The following is a 16,937-nucleotide window of genomic DNA, read 5'->3' as shown; positions in this document are numbered from 1 at the left end:
GTCAGAACTCTAACTCCGCACTGAAGTAGAGGACGTGGCGCTGGTCGTAGTTATTGTCGACCTGGGTGGTGGGCTGGTGGTCGAGGCGTTGTTGCAGCATGCCGGCCAGCTCCAGGTTGGCCTTGCCCAGGGCGATGCGTTTGGCGACTCGCATGTCGACCCGTTCAAAGCGATATTGATTGAGTGCATCGTTGCCATAATAGAACAGCGCGCTGGACCAGCCTTGCCCCCACTCGCGCATCCAGCCGGCCGAGCCGCTGTTGCGTGCGGTCTGTTGGCGGTCCAGCGCGTTGCTGGCGTCGGCATCCACGTAAGCATAGGTCAGGCGCAGGCGGTCGGCGGTACTCAAGTGCCAGTCCAGCTGGGTCTCGGTCCCGGTAAAACGCGAGCTGTTACTGTTGCTGGCGATGTACTGGTTGTTGCGCAAGGGCTCGCTGATCATGCCGGTGATTTCGTCATAGAACAGCTTGACGTCGAGGTTCAGCCCAATGTCGGCAAAAAAACCGTTGTAGCCCAGCTCCCGGGAGCGCATCAGCTCCTTGTCGAGGTCACCCGGGCCCCGGGTCTTGACGAAATACTGCCCGGAGTTCTGCCCGTACACGGGGGAACTGAGGTTGGTGACCCGGTAGCTCCAGTTCACATTGTTCTCGAACATGTCCGGCGAGCGGATGGCCTCGGAGTACACCGCGCGCAGCCCGTGGCGCGGGTTGATCAGGTAGTTGACCGCGACCCTGGGCGTGAGCGAATTGCCGCTCAATTGGGTGCTTTCGTACATCGCCCCGCCCTGCAACAGCCAATGTTCGCTGGCGCGCCATTCCAGATGGCCGAACAGGCGCCAGGTGGTGTCGTCCAGCCGGCCATTGAAGTAGGTGTCGGAGTCGGCGCGGTCGTAGCGGTAATTCATGCCGCTGACCAGGCGCAGGCTGTCGGACAGGCTCAGGGTGTCCTGTACTTCCAGGTCGTAGCGGCTTTCCTTGGTGCTTTGGTCGATGTTGCCGCAGACGCTTTCCTTGCCGCCTTGATTCCACTGTTCGATGACCTCTTGGGCCAGCGCCTGCTCGGCAGCGGAACCCTGCGGTGGAGTGCCGCCCTGGTAATCCTGCATGTGCCGCGCCAACTTTTCAGCGTAGTTGGGGTTCATTTGCCACAACTGTGTCAACTGCGGGCTGAACGAGACCTTGGCGTCACAGGCTTTCCACACCTGGCGGCGATCCCACTGCTGCGCCGAACCCTGGATATACAGGCTGTGGTCGGGGTTGAAGTCGAAGTTCCAGCGCAGGGAGGCGGCGTAGTCCTTGGCGCTGACGTCGGAATCAGTCCCACCATCGGTAATCCCGGCAAATACCGGCTTGTAGGTGTACGGCCGCTGGTTGGTCCCTTCCTTGGCGTTGATCTGCCAGTCGATGCTTTGCTGCTGGTCGAGGGTCTGGCTGACTTTCAGGCTGAAGCGGTTGAGGCGCCGGCTATCGCGGTAGTCGGCACCCACCCGGTCGCTGTCAAAACCTTCGTCTTGTTGCCCGGACAGCGACAGCCGCAGGTTGCCGGTGTCCCAGCCCAGGCCCTGGCTGGCATACCAATCATTGATGCCGCGCTCGCCCCGGGTCATTTTCATCCGGGTGCCCAGGCTGTTGGCCGGCGAGCGGGTGAGGATATTGACCACTGCCATCAGCGCATTGGCGCCGTAGCTGACGGTATTGGGCCCACGGAACACCTCGATCCGCTCGATATCCTCCATGGCCACCGGAATATCGCTCCAGTCCACCGTGGCGAGGCCGGCGCGGTACACCGAGCGGCCATCGATCAGCACCTGCATGCGCCGTGCTTCGCTGGCATTGGTGCCGTGATAGTTGACGGCAGCCTGGTTGCCCGAGGTGTAGCCCACCATCATCCCCGGCACCAGGCGCAGCAACTCGGCGATATCCCGCGCGCCGCTGGCCTTGATCAGTTCGCTGTCGATCACCGTCATGCTGCCAGGCACGGCGGCGGCCGACTGCTTGAGCCGGGTCGCCGTGAGGACCTGGGGCAGCGGTTGGTTGTCGAGGAACAGATCGTCGGCCAGCAATGGCGTACTGACCAGCAGCGCCAGAAACACAGATGAACGAGGAGAAGGGCCCAAATACACGGCACGGCCTTGATAATTGCGGATAGCCGCCCATGTTAACTGAGGCGGGCGCTTTTGCCAGTCGGCGCTATCGCAATTACTGTGGTCTATCCGGCCATTTTCCGACAATCGCGGGAAATTACGGAAGGGCTGGCCGCCATCGGGCCGGCCCGTATAATGCCGCCATCGCCACTGCTATGGATTAACGGATTGCATATGACTGAACAGCGCCCAATTGCGGTCCTGGGAGGCGGAAGTTTTGGTACCGCCGTGGCTAATCTGCTGGCCGAGAACGGCCATCAGGTGCGTCAGTGGATGCGCGATCCCGAACAGGCCGAGGCCATCCGGGTCAACCGGGAAAACCCCCGTTACCTCAAGGGCATCAAGATTCATGCGGCGGTCACGCCGGTCACGGACCTGCAGGCCACCCTGGATGCCTGCGACCTGTGCTTCGTCGCGCTGCCTTCCAGCGCCCTGCGCTCGGTGCTGGCGCCCCATGCCGAGCGACTGGCGGGCAAGATGCTGGTCAGCCTGACCAAAGGCATCGAGGCCCAGACCTTCAAGCTGATGAGCGAAATCCTCGAGGACATCGCGCCCCAGGCCCGTATTGGCGTGCTCTCCGGGCCGAATCTGGCGCGGGAAGTGGCCGAACACGCCTTGACCGCCACCGTGGTCGCCAGTGAAGACGAGGCCCTGTGCGAACAGGTGCAGGCGGTGCTGCATGGCCGCACCTTCCGTGTCTATGCCAGTGCCGATCGCTTTGGCGTGGAGCTGGGCGGTGCGTTGAAAAACGTCTACGCCATCATCGCCGGCATGGCGGTGGCCCTGGGCATGGGGGAAAACACCAAGAGCATGCTGATCACCCGCGCGCTTGCGGAAATGACCCGCTTTGCGGTCAACCAGGGCGCCAACCCCATGACGTTCCTCGGCCTGGCCGGGGTGGGCGACCTGATCGTCACTTGCTCGTCGCCGAAAAGCCGCAACTACCAAGTGGGTTTTGCCCTGGGCCAGGGCTTGAGCCTGGAAGATGCCGTCACCCGCCTGGGTGAAGTGGCCGAAGGGGTCAACACCCTGAAGGTGCTCAAGGCCAAGGCCCAGGAGACCGGGGTCTATATGCCGTTGGTCGCCGGCCTGCACGCGATCCTGTTCGAAGGGCGCACCTTGAACCAGGTCATCGAGTTGCTGATGCGTGCCGAACCCAAGACCGATGTCGACTTTATTTCCACCAGTGGTTTCAACTGAGGAACGCGCGATGAACGATCCGAAAACAGCACCCAAGTATGAATCCATTGTCCTGCGCATCCTGTGGATGCTGGTGTTTGCCCTGGTCTGGCAAGTGGCGCAGTTCATCCTCGGGGCGTTGGTGGTGGTGCAGTTGATCTACCGCCTGATCTACGGCGCACCGAACCTGGGCCTGATGAACTTTGGCGACAGCCTCAGCCAGTTCCTCGCGCAGATTGGCCGTTTTGGCAGCTTCCACAGCGAGCAGAAACCCTGGCCCTTCGCTGATTGGCCAACCCCGCGCGCTCCGGAAGGCGAGGCCGCCCACAGCGTGCCGCCAGCCCCGCACCCGGTGCGCGATGAGGAGCCCAAGCTATGAAACTGTGGGTGTTGCGCCACGGTGAAGCCGAGTCCCATGCGCCCAGCGACGCCCAGCGCAACCTGACCGAGCGGGGCCGCGAAGAAGTGCTGCACAGCGCCGCGCACCTGATCGGCCAACCCATCAGCGCAATCATTGCCAGCCCTTATGCGCGGGCGCAGCAGACTGCACAGTTGGTGCGTGAGGCGCTGGGGTTTGTGCCAGAAATCCGCACCGTGCCGTGGCTGACGCCGGACGGCAACCCCCTGCAAGTGCTGGAAAAACTCGACACCGATGACAGTGTGCTGCTGGTCAGCCATCAGCCATTGGTGGGCAACCTGATCAGCTTTTTGCAGCACGGCCACCAGCGCCAGCCGCAACCGATGCACACCGCCAGCCTGGCGGAGCTGGAAGGGGACTTTCCGTTGGCGGGGCTGATGAGCCTCAACAGCGTCAAAAACCCCTGATTTTTCAGGCACAACACAATCACCTGTGGGAGCGGGCTTGCTCGCGAATACGGTGTATCAGTCAATGAATATATTGGCTGACACTGCGCATTCGCGAGCAAGCCCGCTCCCACACTTATTTGTGTTGTGTCAGTAAGGAACTTGCAGTGCTCCTTTGTGCATGGAATAGTCCACCAAGCAAGTGCTTGGTTGGCTACCATCGGAACACACAGGAGCGCGTCCCATGTCTGTCGCTTTTCGTTTGCCGCTGCAGGTCTTCTTTGAACGTGAGGCGCGCCATCCGCGCCAGCGCTTCCTGGTCCAGCCCCTGGGCGGCGGCGAGGTGCAGACGCTCACCTGGGGCGAAGCCGGTCACCAGGCCCGTTGTGCCGCCCATTGGCTGCGCGCGCGGGAGCTGCCCCAGGGCTCGCACATTGCCCTGATCTCGAAAAACTGCGCGCACTGGATCATCGCCGACCTGGCGATCTGGATGGCCGGGCATGTCTCGGTCCCGCTGTATCCCAACCTCACCGCCGATTCCGTGGCCCATGTGCTGGAGCACTCCGAGGCCGCGTTGGCGTTTATCGGCAAGCTTGACGACTGGCCAGCCATGGCCCCAGGCATCAAGGCCGGGCTTGCGACCATCAGCCTGCCGCTGTGCCCCGAGGGTGAGTTCGACTTCACCTGGGCCGACCTGCAAGCCTGTTCGCCGATCCAGGATGACCCCGCGCCTGCGGCCACGGACCTGGCCACCATCATTTACACCTCCGGCACCACTGGCCTGCCCAAGGGCGTAATGCATACCTTCGGCGGCCTGGCGTTCGCGGCGACCCGGGGTACCGAGCTGTTCGGCCTGGGGGAGGGCGATCGCCTGCTGTCTTACCTGCCGCTGTGCCATGTGGCCGAGCGAATGTTTGTCGAGATGGCGGCGATCTACACCGGGCAAACGGTGTTTTTTGCCGAAAGCCTCGACACCTTCCTCACCGACCTGCAACGCGCCCGGCCCACGGCCCTGTTCGGCGTGCCGCGGATCTGGACCAAATTCCAGATGGGGGTGTACGGCAAAATCCCGGAAAAACGCCTGGACCTGCTGCTGCGCTTGCCATTTATCGGCAAACGTGTCGGCCACAAGGTCCTTGCCGGCCTCGGGCTGGACGCGGTCCGGGTGGCCCTTTCCGGTGCCGCGCCGGTGCCCGAGGCGCTGCTGCGCTGGTACCAGCGCCTGGGCCTGGACGTGCTGGAGGTGTATGGCATGACCGAAAGTTGTGGTTACTCTCACGTCTGTCGCCCGGGCCAGCAGAAGATCGGCTGGATCGGCCTGCCGTGCCCGGACGTGGAGGTGCGCATCGATCCGGCTGGCGAAGTCCAGGTACGCAGCGGCGCGACCATGCTCGGCTACTTCAAGGACCCGCAGAAGACCGCCGAGACCCTCACCGAGGACGGCTTCCTGCGTACCGGCGACAAGGGCGAGCAGGATGCCGAAGGCCGCTTGCGCCTGACCGGGCGCCTCAAGGAAATCTTCAAGACCAGCAAGGGCAAGTACGTGGCCCCGGCGCCCATCGAAAACCGCCTGGCGGAGCACGGGCGCATCGAGCAGGTGTGTGTGGTCGGCGATGGCCTGAGCGCGCCGATGGGCTTGTGCGTGCTGTCTGCGGTGGGCCTGCAAGAGGCGGCCAGCGAGGCCCGGCAATCCTTGCACGGCAGCCTGGAGCGCCTGCTGGAGGAGGTCAACCAGGTGCTGGATAAACATGAGCGCTTGCGTCAACTGGTGGTGGTGAAAGACAGTTGGGCCGTGGAAAACGGCTTTCTGACGCCGACCCTGAAGATCAAGCGCAACGTGATCGAGTCAACCTACGGTCCACAGTTCCAGGCCTGGAGCGCGCGCTCCGAGGCGGTGCTGTGGCAGGATTGAGCATTCAATAAAATCAATAAGGACACTGCAATGAGCCTGTGGCGCACCCTTCCCAACATCGAGCAACTCAATGCCATCCAGAAAAATACCATTGGCGAGGTGCTGGACATCCGTTTCGAGCGCTTCGACGACGAGTCCCTGACCGCCAGCATGGTGATCGACCACCGCACCCATCAACCCTATGGCCTGCTGCACGGTGGGGCCTCGGTGGTGTTGGCCGAAACAGTCGGCTCCATGGCCAGCTATTTGTGCATCGACGCCAGCAAGTTCTACTGCGTGGGCCTGGAGATCAACGCCAATCACCTGCGCGGCCTGCGGTCCGGGCGGGTGACGGCGGTGGCCCGGGCGATCCATATCGGGCGCACCACCCATGTCTGGGACATTCGCCTGACCAGTGACGAGGGCAAGGCCAGTTGCGTGTCGCGCCTGACCATGGCGGTGGTGCCGCTGGGCGAGAACCCGCCAGCGCGATAGGCGTGGCGTGAGTGTCATCATTCCTGGCAGTTACAGTCATTGCTGTGGCGACCGGGGGTGGGGACAATCGATTTCTGTTTTTGAAGATGGGCAGGCTATGTCGCAACATGTGTTTTTCACCCATGCCAATGGCTTCCCTTCGGCGACCTACGGCAAATTGTTCGAGGCCCTGGCGCCGGAGTACGCAGTGGCGCACCTGTCACAGCACGGCCACGATCCGCGGTTTCCGGTGGATGACAACTGGCAGAACCTGGTGGACGAATTGATCCACCACCTGGAACAGCAACCGGAGCCGGTGTGGGGCGTCGGCCATTCACTGGGCGGGGTGTTGCATTTGCACGCGGCCTTGCGCTGCCCGCAGTTGTATCGCGGGGTGGTGATGCTCGATTCGCCGGTGCTGACCCTGGCCGACCGCTGGGTGATCCGTGCGGCCAAGCGTTTTGGCCTGATCGACCGCCTGACCCCGGCTGGCCGCACCCTGGGCCGGCGCGAAGAGTTCGCCGATCTGGAGGCCGCGCGCCAGTATTTTTCCGGCAAGACGTTGTTCCGCGGGTTTGACCCGGATTGCCTGGAGGCCTATCTGCAACACGGTTTGCACCAGGTCGGCGATCGCTTGCGCCTGCGGTTCGACCCGGCCACGGAAATCAGCATCTACCGCGGCGTGCCACACACCAGCCCTGGCCAGACTCGCCAATTGAAAGTGCCACTGGCCGTGGTACGCGGCCGGCAGAGCCGGGTGGTGATGCGCCATCACGCCAGCGGCGTCGCGCGCCTGCCCATGGGCGAGATGCTGACCATGCCCGGCGGCCACATGTTTCCCCTGGAGCGCCCGCAGGATACGGCGACCTTGATCAAGAACCTGTTCACCCGTTGGCAAGCCCGCGAGCGCAGCTGCGCATGACCGTGCCTGTCGAAGAAGTGCGCCTGAGCCTGCCGCATATCGAGCTGGCGGCCCATCTGTTCGGCCCGCAAGACGGCCTGCCGGTGATCGCCCTGCATGGCTGGCTGGACAACGCCAACAGCTTCGCGCGCCTGGCACCCAAGCTGCACGGCTTGCGTATTGTCGCCCTGGACATGGCCGGCCACGGCCACTCGTCCCATCGCCCGGCCGGGGCAGGTTATGCGCTGTGGGATTACGTGTTCGATGTACTGCAAGTGGCCGAACAACTGGGCTGGAAACGTTTTGCATTACTTGGCCACTCCCTCGGTGCAGTTGTTTCCACCGTACTGGCCGGGGCCATGCCGGAGCGCGTGACGCATTTGGCATTGATCGACGGCGTGATCCCGCCGACCGCCACCGGCGAGAACGCCGCCGAGCGCCTGGGCATGGCCTTGCAGGCGCAAATCAACCTGCAAGACAAGCGCAAGCCGGTGTATGGCAGCCTCGACCGGGCGGTGGAGGCGCGGATGAAAGGTGTGGTCGCCGTCAGCCGTGAAGCCGCGGAACTCCTGGCCCAGCGCGGCTTGATGCCGGTACCGGGTGGCTACACCTGGCGCAGCGACAGCCGCCTGACCCTGGCCTCGCCGATGCGCCTGACGGAAGAACAGGCCATGGCCTTCGTGCGCCGGGTAGCTTGCCCTACGCAGTTGGTGGTCGCACAAGAGGGCATGCTGGCCAAGCATCCCGAGCTGCTTTCGCAGCTGCCGTTCAGCGTGACGACCCTTGCAGGTGGCCATCATTTGCACCTGAATGACGAGCCGGGGGCCGCTCTTGTTGCAGACTGTTTCAATCGGTTCTTCACCGCGCCTTGACTTGGCGGGGGCAACTGTCGAGGCTGGGCGGATTGAAAGGGAGTCAACCATGAACAATCCGAATACCGCGAAGGCATCCACCGGCCCAGGCGCACCGATCCGATGAGTAGTGCCAAGGGAATTATCCGTGTGCTTGGGCTGTGCTGCGTCAGCCCGTTGGTTTTCGCTGCTGATCTACCGGGAAGCCAGGATCTGCCCAGCGTGGCCCGTCAGGTGGATGCGCAGATTGTCGACTACCGTCCCGCCGAAGAAAAAGAACGCATTTACCCGATGGGCGCGATCCGCAAGATCAGCGGCCAGTTACGTTACGAAGGCCAGGCCACGACGCGTGGTCAAGTGACCGCCATCACCTATGAACTGCCCGCCGAGCACAGTTCCAGCGCGGCCTTCAAATCCACGCGCGAGGCCTTGCAAGAGCAGGGCGCACAGTTGCTGTTCTGGTGCCAGGCCCGCGATTGTGGCGAAAGCAGCCTCTGGGCCAACGAGGTCCTGGGCAATGCCAAGCTGGTGGGCGCCGATGGCCAGCAGGAATTCCTCTTGCTGCGCCTGGCCGCCCCCCAGGACAACTCCCTGGTGGCGCTGTACGGCATCACTCGCGGCAATCGCCGGGCGTACCTGCATGTGGAGCAAATGGACGCCAGCGCGCCCTTGGGGCAATTGCTGCCAACCTCGGCCACGTTGTTGCGCGAACTGAAAAGCACCGACGAGCTGGATTTCCCCTCGCTGGGGGCTGAGCCCGACGCCACGTGGCTGACCCTGATTTCCCGTGGATTGAACCTCGATACCACCTTGCGGGTCAGTTTGAGCGGGCCCAACGCCGAAGCCTGGCGCCAGGGCCTGATCGACAAGGGCGTACGCGCGGCGCGGTTGGAAACCGCCACTAGCGAGGCCAAGGGCCTGCATCTGCAAGTGATCCGCTGATCGTTCCAGGGCGAACGGACCCGTGCCGTTCGCCTAAGCTCTTCCTCTACAGACTTTTTTCGAGAAACCACATGCTCAACAATGATCGCCTGCTGGTGCAGATCCTGCTCCTGGTGCTGTTTGGTGCCAGTTTCTGGGTGATGGCGCCGTTCTGGTCGGCGCTGTTCTGGGGCGCGGTGCTGGCGTTTGCCAGCTGGCCGCTGATGCGCCTGTTGACCCGCGCCCTGGGTGGCCGCGAGTCCCTGGCCGCCGGGATCCTGACCCTGGGTTGGATGCTGCTGGTGGCGGTGCCGCTGGTGTGGCTGGGCTTCAACCTGGCCGACCACGTGCGCGACGCCGTGGCGCTGATCAAGGACGTCCAGGTCGACGGCCTGCCCGAGGCGCCCACCTGGCTGGGCTCCATCCCGTTTGTGGGAGAGCGGCTGGTGGGCATGTGGGACAGCATCGACCAACAGGGCGCAGCCTTGATGGTCACGATCAAACCGTACCTGGGGCAGGTCGGCAACTGGCTGCTGGCCCGTAGCGCGCAGATCGGCGGCGGCATTCTGGAGCTGACCCTGAGCCTGGTGTTTGTGTTCTTTTTCTACCGCGACGGGCCGCGCCTGGCGATGTTCGTCCACCGTTTGCTGGAACGCTTGATTGGTGAGCGTGCCGGGTACTACATCGACCTGGTCGCCGGTACCGTACAGCGGGTGGTCAACGGCGTGATCGGCACCGCCGCCGCCCAGGCACTGCTGGCACTGATCGGCTTCCTGATCGCCGGCGTGCCGGGGGCACTGGTGCTGGGCATCGTCACCTTCCTGCTGAGCCTGATCCCCATGGGCCCGCCGCTGGTATGGATCCCGGCCACGGCCTGGCTGGTATGGAAGGGCGATTACACCTATGCGGTGTTCCTTGGCGTCTGGGGCACATTCATCATCAGCGGCGTGGACAACGTGCTCAAGCCGTACCTGATCAGCCGCGGCGGCAACCTGCCGCTGGTTATTGTGCTGCTGGGGGTATTTGGTGGCTTGATCGCGTTTGGCTTTATCGGCTTGTTTATCGGGCCGACCTTGCTGGCAGTGGCGTATAGCCTGTTGACGGATTGGAGCGCCAGCCAGGCGCAGGTTCGTCGCGAGGACAAGACAAACTGATCTCTGCTAGGAGCCGGCAGGCCGGCTCCTACAGGGGTTCGCTTCTGGGTAGCCACATTTTTGCCGTCAACCCACCGCCTGGTGTTTCCTCCAGGCTCAATCTACCCCCCAACCGCTCCACCGCCTCCTTGGCGATGGTCATCCCCAGCCCCACGCCCCCGGAATTACGGTTGCGCGAGCCTTCCAGCCGAAAAAACGCTTCGAACACCGCTTCCCGCTGTTCGGCGGCAATCCCCGGCCCATGGTCGATCACCCGAATCACCAGCGCCTGGGGGCTATCCTGCAGTTCAATGCGCGCCGTACCGGCATAACGCAGGGCGTTGTCGATCAAGTTGTTCAGGCACGAGCGCAAGGCCATGGGTTGCACTTGCAGCGGGGCGCTTTGGCCCAGGCACTGCACGTCTGCGCCCTGGTCCTGGGCGTTTTCGCTCAAAGATTGCACCAGTGCCTGCACGTCCAGCCACTGTCGGCTTTCGCCGGTGCGTTGTTCGTGCAGGTAGCTCAAGGTGGCGTCGAGCATGCCGATCATGTCGTCCAGATCGTGGCGCATCTGGCCCTGCAAGCGCATATCGTCGATCTGCTCCAGGCGCAGCTTGAGCCGCGACAGCGGGGTGCGCAGGTCGTGGGACACTGCGCCGAGCATGCGCGCGCGCTGGCTGACTTGTTCGCGGATGCGCCGTTGCATCAGGTTGAAGGTCGAGGCAGCCTGGCGGGCTTCGCGCGGGCCGGATTCGTCCAGGGGCGGGCTGTCCAGGTCCAGGCTCAGGCGCTCGGCCGCCGCGCTCAAGCGCTGGATCGGGCGGCTGAGCAGCTTGGCGCCGAACCACGCGGCGATGATCAGCGAGATACATTGGAAGGACAGCAGCACCACCGCGCCTCTGAGTCTGGGACGGCTCTGTATCTGGGGCTCCAAGGTACCGTCCGCTTGTTCGACCAGCGTTGTGACAGGCGGTGGTGGCGGCGGGCCGTAATGCTGGAACCAAAGGATCGCCAGCACATGGGCCAGCACAATGCCCACCAGCAACACCCCGAACAGGCGGCCAAACAACGTGTTGAAGGCGTTGCGCATCAGCCAATGTCTCGCGCGTCGAACAGGTAGCCTTCACCGCGCACGGTCTTGATCAGTTGCGGGGCCTTGGGGTCGTCCCCCAGTTTCTGGCGCAGGCGCGAGACCAGCAGGTCGATGCTGCGGTCAAAGGCTTCGATCGAGCGCCCACGGGCGGCATCCAGCAACTGTTCGCGGCTGAGCACCCGGCGCGGACGTTCGATAAATACCCACAGCAAACGGAATTCGGCGTTGGACAGCGGCACCACCAGGCCGTTGTCGGCCACCAGTTGGCGCAGCACGCTGTTGAGGCGCCAGTTATCGAAGCGGATGTTGGTCCGCTGCTCGGTGCGCTCATCACGAACCCTGCGCAGGATGGTCTGGATCCGCGCCACCAGTTCCCGGGGTTCAAACGGCTTGGACATATAGTCGTCAGCCCCCAGCTCCAGGCCGATAATGCGGTCGGTGGGTTCGCAGCGGGCGGTCAGCATCAGGATCGGGATATCCGATTCGGCCCGCAGCCAGCGGCAAATCGACAAACCGTCTTCGCCCGGCAGCATCAGGTCGAGCACCACCACATCAAAGGTCTCGGCCAGCATGGCCTGGCGCATGGCGGCGCCATCGGTCACGCCGCTGGCGAGGATGTTGAAGCGGGCCAGGTAATCGATCAGCAGTTCGCGGATCGGCACATCGTCGTCGACGATCAGCGCGCGGGTGTTCCAGCGCTTGTCCTCGGTGGCGGGCTCGTGGTTCAGGGCGCAAGGGGTATGCATGGTGCGATCATCTGCCTGGTTGACCGTCGGCCCAGGGGCGGCGACGGGGTAGGTGCGTTGAGCGTAGGCGCCGTGTCGGGGCATGCGGGCGAGGCTACTGGCGGGGCATGTTGCAGGCGTGTCGTGAATGTATCGACTTTGAAATATTAGCCGCTTCTCCCAGAAAAGTAGGCAGTCGGCGAGGATTTACCGATCATCGGATCCCGCAAAGCCGCTGCTTGCGCTACAATCCGCGCCGATTTCGACTTGCCTGAGAGCCCATTCCAATGTCCGTCTGCCAGACTCCTATCATCGTCGCCCTGGATTACCCCACTCGTGACGCCGCACTGAAGCTGGCTGACCAGTTGGACCCCAAGCTCTGCCGGGTCAAGGTCGGCAAGGAATTGTTCACCAGTTGCGCCGCAGAAATCGTCGGCACCCTGCGGGACAAAGGTTTTGAGGTGTTCCTCGACCTGAAATTCCACGATATCCCCAACACCACCGCAATGGCGGTCAAGGCCGCTGCCGAGATGGGCGTGTGGATGGTCAACGTTCACTGTTCCGGCGGCCTGCGCATGATGGCCGCGTGCCGTGAGGTGCTGGAGCAACGCAGCGGTCCCAAGCCGCTGCTGATCGGTGTAACCGTGCTGACCAGCATGGAGCGTGAAGACCTGGCCGGTATCGGCCTGGATATCGAGCCCCAGGAGCAAGTGCTGCGCCTGGCGGCCCTGGCGCAGAAGGCCGGCCTTGATGGCCTGGTCTGTTCGGCGCTGGAAGCCCAGGCGTTGAAGGCCGCCCATCCGGCGTTGCAGTTGGTGACTCCGGGGATTCGCCCGGCGGGCAGCGCCCAGGACGACCAGCGCCGCATCCTTACCCCGCGCCAGGCGCTGGATGCGGGTTCTGATTACCTGGTGATTGGTCGCCCGATCAGCCAGGCGGCCGATCCGGCCAAGGCCCTGGCGGCGGTGGTTGCTGAAATCGCCTGATGCCTTTGCGCTAAAAATGTGGGAGCTGGCTTGCCAGCGATACAGGCACCTCGGTTTTTCAGTCAGCCCGAGGTGATGCTATCGCAGGCAAGCCAGCTCCTACATTTGCTTATGGTGTGTCGGCTGGCACCCAATCCCACAAGGGCTCTGTGGGGTGTCAGTTGACCTTGAGTACCAACTTGCCAAAGTTCTCGCCGTTGAACAGCTTCATCAGCGTCTCCGGGAACGTCTCCAGCCCCTCGACAATATCTTCCTTGCTCTTGAGCTTGCCCTGCGCCATCCAGCCGGCCATTTCCTGGCCGGCGGCGGCAAAGTTCGCCGCGTGGTCCATCACCACAAACCCTTCCATGCGCGCCCGATTGACCAGCAGCGACAAGTAGTTGGCCGGGCCCTTCACGGCTTCCTTGTTGTTGTACTGGCTGATGGCACCGCAGATCACTACCCGCGCCTTCAGCGCGAGGCGGCTGAGCACGGCATCGAGGATATCGCCGCCCACGTTGTCGAAATACACGTCCACGCCTTTCGGGCATTCGCGCTTGAGGGCCGTCGGCACGTCTTCGTGCTTGTAGTCGATGGCCGCATCGAACCCCAGTTCATCCAGCAAGAACTTGCACTTGTCGGCGCCGCCGGCAATCCCCACCACGCGGCATCCCTTGATCTTGGCGATCTGCCCGGCAATGCTGCCCACCGCCCCGGCGGCGCCGGAAATCACCACGGTGTCGCCGGCCTTAGGCGCGCCGGTGTCGAGCAGCGCGAAGTAGGCGGTCATGCCGGTCATGCCCAGCGCCGACAGATAGCGCGGCAACGGCGCCAGTTTCGGGTCGACCTTGTAGAAACCTCGCGGCTCGCCGAGGAAGTAATCCTGCACGCCCAGGGCGCCATTCACATAATCGCCTACGGCGAATTTCGGGGTGTTCGAGGCGATGACCTGGCCTACGCCCAGGGCGCGCATGACTTCACCGATGCATACCGGCGGGATGTAGGACTTGCCTTCATTCATCCAGCCACGCATGGCCGGGTCGAGGGACAGGTACTCATTACGCACCAGTACCTGGCCGTCCGCCAGGTTGCCCACTGGCACTTCCTGATAGGTAAAGGTGTCCCGCGTGGCCGCGCCGACCGGGCGTTTGGCAAGCAGGAATTGGCGGTTGGTCTGGGCAGTCATGGCAAGGACTCTGGGTAAATGAACCTCAAGTGATAGACCTTCCAGGCGCCAGGAGCAAGTTCGGCCGATGCCTGCGAATGCCCGTCGATAGGCTGGCTTGATAGTGGGCACGGCACACTTATCACTGCCACGCATGGGCGTTCAACCGGCCTTCTGATAGTGCTGACGCGCGGCGCCGGGCACTGGCTATGCTGGGCGAACGGGTATTCATCCAAGGATAAAAGCTATGAGCATGACGTTTTCCGGCCAGGTAGCCCTGGTCACTGGTGCCGCCAACGGCATTGGCCGCGCCACGGCACTGGCATTTGCCGAGGAAGGCTTGAAGGTGGTGGTCGCCGACCTGGATGTGACGGGCGGCGAGGGCACGGTCGCGCTCATCCGCGAGGTGGGCGGTGAGGCGGTGTTCGTGCGCTGCAACGTCACCCTGGAGGCGGACGTAAAGAACCTGATGCAGCAGGTGTTGAACAGTTATGGCCGCCTGGACTATGCGTTCAACAATGCCGGCATCGAAATCGAACAAGGCAAGTTGGCCGATGGCACCCTGGATGAGTTCGACGCGATCATGGGGGTCAACGTCAAGGGCGTGTGGTTGTGCATGAAGTACCAATTGCCGTTGCTGCTGGCCCAGGGCGGCGGGGCGATCGTCAATACCGCGTCGGTGGCCGGGTTGGGGGCTGCGCCGAAGATGAGTATTTATGCGGCGTCCAAGCATGCGGTGATTGGCCTGACCAAGTCGGCGGCCATCGAGTACGCGAAAAAGAAAATCCGCGTCAACGCCGTGTGCCCGGCGGTGATCGACACCGACATGTTCCGCCGCGCCTATGAAGCCGATCCGCGCAAGGCCGAATTTGCCGCCGCCATGCACCCGGTCGGGCGTATTGGTACGGTCGGGGAAATCGCCAGTGCGGTCCTGTATTTGTGCAGCGATGGTGCGGCGTTCACCACCGGGCATGCATTGGCGGTGGATGGTGGGGCGACCGCTATTTAGGACCTGCTGCCGTGCACCACTGGGAAAGTGATTTGAGGCGCTGTGGGGCGTTTCCGCAGGTGGCAAGATGCCTTGGTTTATTGTGTTTCAATAGGTAAATTATTCAATAAAATCAATGATTTAATAAATTTATGAGCGGGGTGATCCGGACCTTCTGTGCTTAACTGTTTGGAGTTAAAAGCCAAACAGTTGAAGGGGGTGGCTCATGGATTTAGGGATCAATCGACAAGCCCTTGTACCGGTGGTTCAGCAAATTGTCAGCGCCATTGCCGCATGGATCCGAGAGAGCGGGGTCAGCCCTGGAACGCGCCTGCCGTCCATCCGGCAACTGGCTCATGACAACCTGCTCAGTCAATCCAATGTGATCGAGGCCCTGGAGCGCATGGTGGCCGAAGGGGTGTTGGCCTCAAGGGCCGGCTCGGGGTTTGTTATCGCCGAACAACCTGTGGCCAGCAGTCCACTGGCAGAGTGCCAGTGGTACGAGGGCGCGGAGCGCAGGTGGGGAGCCTTTACCGATAACCAGTTGGGTGAATTGAAGCTGGGGTGCGGCTGGCTGCCGGACTCCTGGCGTGAAAGTGATGACATCAGCTACGCGATTCGCGAAATCAGCCGTACCGATACCGCAGGGGTTTTCAACTACAGCACGCCCCTGGGGTTGCCGGTGTTGCGTGAGCAATTGCACAAGCGCCTGACGCAGATCCAGGTGGCCAGCAGTACCGAACGCATTCTCACCACCCATGGTGCCAGCCATGCCCAGGACCTGCTGATCCGCACCTTGCTCAAGGCCGGCGATACGGTGGTGGTTGAGACCCCTGGCTACGGCAACCTTTATCGTCAGTTGGCCTTCCACGGCGTCAAGTTGCTGGAGGTCCCCAGGACCCGCAGTGGCCCGGACATCCAGGCCCTGGAGGCGCTGCTGGCCAGCCACCGCCCCAAGTGCCTGTTCATCAACAGCCTCTACCACAACCCGACCGGTAGTAGCCTCTCGCGGACAGTGGCCGAGCGCCTGCTGCACCTGGCCCACGCCCGGGACTTCCTGATTGTCGAGGAGGATGTCTACGGCGACCTGCAACATGCTTCCTGTATCCGGCTGGCGGCATTGGCCCATGGTGATCGGGTCATCTATGTCTCGAGTTTTTCCAAGACCCTGAGCAGCGCCCTGCGAGTCGGCTATCTCACCGCCAGCGCGGCCTTGATCGGCCAAGTGCTCAAGCTCAAGACCCTGACGGGCCTGGGCACCTCGCGCTTCGCCGAAGCGATGGTGGCGAGCCTGCTGGCCAACGGCACCTACCGCAAATGGGTGCAACGCCTGCGCCGTCGCTTGAGCACGGAGATGGCGAAGACGTTGCAGGTGCTGGAGGACGAAGAGTGGGAGGTGTTTGCGGTACCTGCAGGTGGCATGTTTGTGTGGGCGCGCCCCGGCGCAGTGGATGGCACGAGGTTGCATGCCAGGGCGCGGCAGCTTGGGGTCCTGCTGTCTTCCGGGGAGTTGTTCAGCCCGACCGGCGAGCACGCCGATTGGCTACGGATCAACGTGGCCTATGCCTGTGATCACCGGGCCCTGGCGTTGTTCAAGGCGATGGGGCCTGCAGGATCGACCTCCACCATTCTGAAAACGACGGGTATGTAGCTTTTTGCCATTATTGTGGCGCCAACGTCTTGTGTTGCCGGGGCCGGGGTTGC

The 16,937-nt window shown here is 63.0% G+C and carries 16 protein-coding genes; 12 read left to right on the top strand and 4 right to left on the bottom strand.

The annotated features are described in order from the left end of the window. Nucleotide 1: 1 nt before the first annotated feature. Nucleotides 2–2,122 (bottom strand): TonB-dependent receptor plug domain-containing protein, encoded by a 2,121-nt coding sequence (locus ACSSVH_RS17810; protein ID WP_492633568.1) that lies wholly within the window; start codon nt 2,120–2,122, stop codon nt 2–4. Nucleotides 2,123–2,317: 195 nt separating this feature from the next. On the opposite strand from ACSSVH_RS17810, the gene ACSSVH_RS17805 reads away from it, so the two are divergent. From ACSSVH_RS17805 to ACSSVH_RS17765, 9 genes are all read left to right on the top strand, one after another. Further along, a complete protein-coding gene (locus ACSSVH_RS17805; protein ID WP_492633567.1) occupies nt 2,318–3,343 on the top strand; it encodes an NAD(P)H-dependent glycerol-3-phosphate dehydrogenase in 1,026 nt (341 codons plus the stop codon). Between the two features lie 10 nt (nt 3,344–3,353). Beyond that, on the top strand, nt 3,354–3,701 hold the full coding sequence (locus ACSSVH_RS17800; RefSeq protein WP_038447121.1) for a DUF4389 domain-containing protein: 348 nt from the start codon (nt 3,354–3,356) through the stop codon (nt 3,699–3,701). After that, nucleotides 3,698–4,147 (top strand): phosphohistidine phosphatase SixA, encoded by a 450-nt coding sequence (sixA, locus tag ACSSVH_RS17795; protein WP_492633566.1) that lies wholly within the window; start codon nt 3,698–3,700, stop codon nt 4,145–4,147. Before ACSSVH_RS17800 ends, sixA begins: the two co-directional genes overlap by 4 nt. A gap of 223 nt (nt 4,148–4,370) precedes the next feature. Further along, nucleotides 4,371–6,038, top strand: a complete 1,668-nt coding sequence (locus tag ACSSVH_RS17790; RefSeq protein ID WP_169956806.1) for an AMP-binding protein — start codon at nt 4,371–4,373, stop codon at nt 6,036–6,038. A gap of 30 nt (nt 6,039–6,068) precedes the next feature. Next, nucleotides 6,069–6,512 carry a hotdog fold thioesterase gene (locus ACSSVH_RS17785; RefSeq protein ID WP_169956808.1) on the top strand — a complete coding sequence of 148 codons (444 nt, stop codon included), beginning with the start codon at nt 6,069–6,071 and terminating at the stop codon, nt 6,510–6,512. 97 nt (nt 6,513–6,609) lie between these two features. Next, nucleotides 6,610–7,413: an alpha/beta fold hydrolase gene (locus tag ACSSVH_RS17780; protein ID WP_492633565.1), complete on the top strand. Its 804-nt coding sequence runs from the start codon at nt 6,610–6,612 to the stop codon at nt 7,411–7,413. Further along, nucleotides 7,410–8,264: an alpha/beta hydrolase gene (locus tag ACSSVH_RS17775; protein WP_492633564.1), complete on the top strand. Its 855-nt coding sequence runs from the start codon at nt 7,410–7,412 to the stop codon at nt 8,262–8,264. Before ACSSVH_RS17780 ends, ACSSVH_RS17775 begins: the two co-directional genes overlap by 4 nt. Nucleotides 8,265–8,366: 102 nt before the next feature. Next, nucleotides 8,367–9,185: a DUF4892 domain-containing protein gene (locus ACSSVH_RS17770; RefSeq protein ID WP_492633563.1), complete on the top strand. Its 819-nt coding sequence runs from the start codon at nt 8,367–8,369 to the stop codon at nt 9,183–9,185. A gap of 71 nt (nt 9,186–9,256) precedes the next feature. Then, on the top strand, nt 9,257–10,318 hold the full coding sequence (locus tag ACSSVH_RS17765) for an AI-2E family transporter (protein WP_169956816.1): 1,062 nt from the start codon (nt 9,257–9,259) through the stop codon (nt 10,316–10,318). 28 nt (nt 10,319–10,346) lie between these two features. Here ACSSVH_RS17765 and ACSSVH_RS17760 read toward each other — a convergent pair whose 3' ends face one another. Both ACSSVH_RS17760 and ACSSVH_RS17755 read right to left on the bottom strand, forming a co-directional pair. Continuing rightward, on the bottom strand, nt 10,347–11,387 hold the full coding sequence (locus tag ACSSVH_RS17760) for a sensor histidine kinase (RefSeq protein WP_432754447.1): 1,041 nt from the start codon (nt 11,385–11,387) through the stop codon (nt 10,347–10,349). Next, on the bottom strand, nt 11,387–12,136 hold the full coding sequence (locus ACSSVH_RS17755) for a response regulator (protein WP_169956845.1): 750 nt from the start codon (nt 12,134–12,136) through the stop codon (nt 11,387–11,389). The genes ACSSVH_RS17760 and ACSSVH_RS17755 overlap by 1 nt, the downstream gene beginning before the upstream one ends. A 266-nt stretch (nt 12,137–12,402) precedes the next feature. On the opposite strand from ACSSVH_RS17755, the gene pyrF reads away from it, so the two are divergent. Then, nucleotides 12,403–13,101 carry an orotidine-5'-phosphate decarboxylase gene (gene pyrF, locus ACSSVH_RS17750; protein ID WP_029292743.1) on the top strand — a complete coding sequence of 233 codons (699 nt, stop codon included), beginning with the start codon at nt 12,403–12,405 and terminating at the stop codon, nt 13,099–13,101. 157 nt (nt 13,102–13,258) lie between these two features. Here the strand turns inward: pyrF and ACSSVH_RS17745 are convergent, their stop codons facing one another. Continuing rightward, entirely contained in the window at nt 13,259–14,266 is a 1,008-nt protein-coding gene (locus ACSSVH_RS17745) for an NADP-dependent oxidoreductase (protein WP_492633562.1), read from the bottom strand. A gap of 226 nt (nt 14,267–14,492) precedes the next feature. Here ACSSVH_RS17745 and ACSSVH_RS17740 point away from each other — a divergent pair, with 226 nt between their 5' ends. Then, the gene (locus ACSSVH_RS17740; RefSeq protein ID WP_170056988.1) at nt 14,493–15,254 is read left to right on the top strand and encodes an SDR family oxidoreductase; all 762 of its coding nucleotides are present in this window, start codon (nt 14,493–14,495) and stop codon (nt 15,252–15,254) included. Nucleotides 15,255–15,459: 205 nt separating this feature from the next. Continuing rightward, entirely contained in the window at nt 15,460–16,884 is a 1,425-nt protein-coding gene (locus ACSSVH_RS17735; RefSeq protein WP_492633561.1) for an aminotransferase-like domain-containing protein, read from the top strand. Nucleotides 16,885–16,937: the final 53 nt, after the last annotated feature.

Source organism: Pseudomonas sp. HC1(2025) (genome assembly GCF_058742075.1).
The sequence above is the reverse complement of the archived record's forward strand: the minus strand, read 5'-3'. Positions and strand labels throughout refer to the sequence as shown.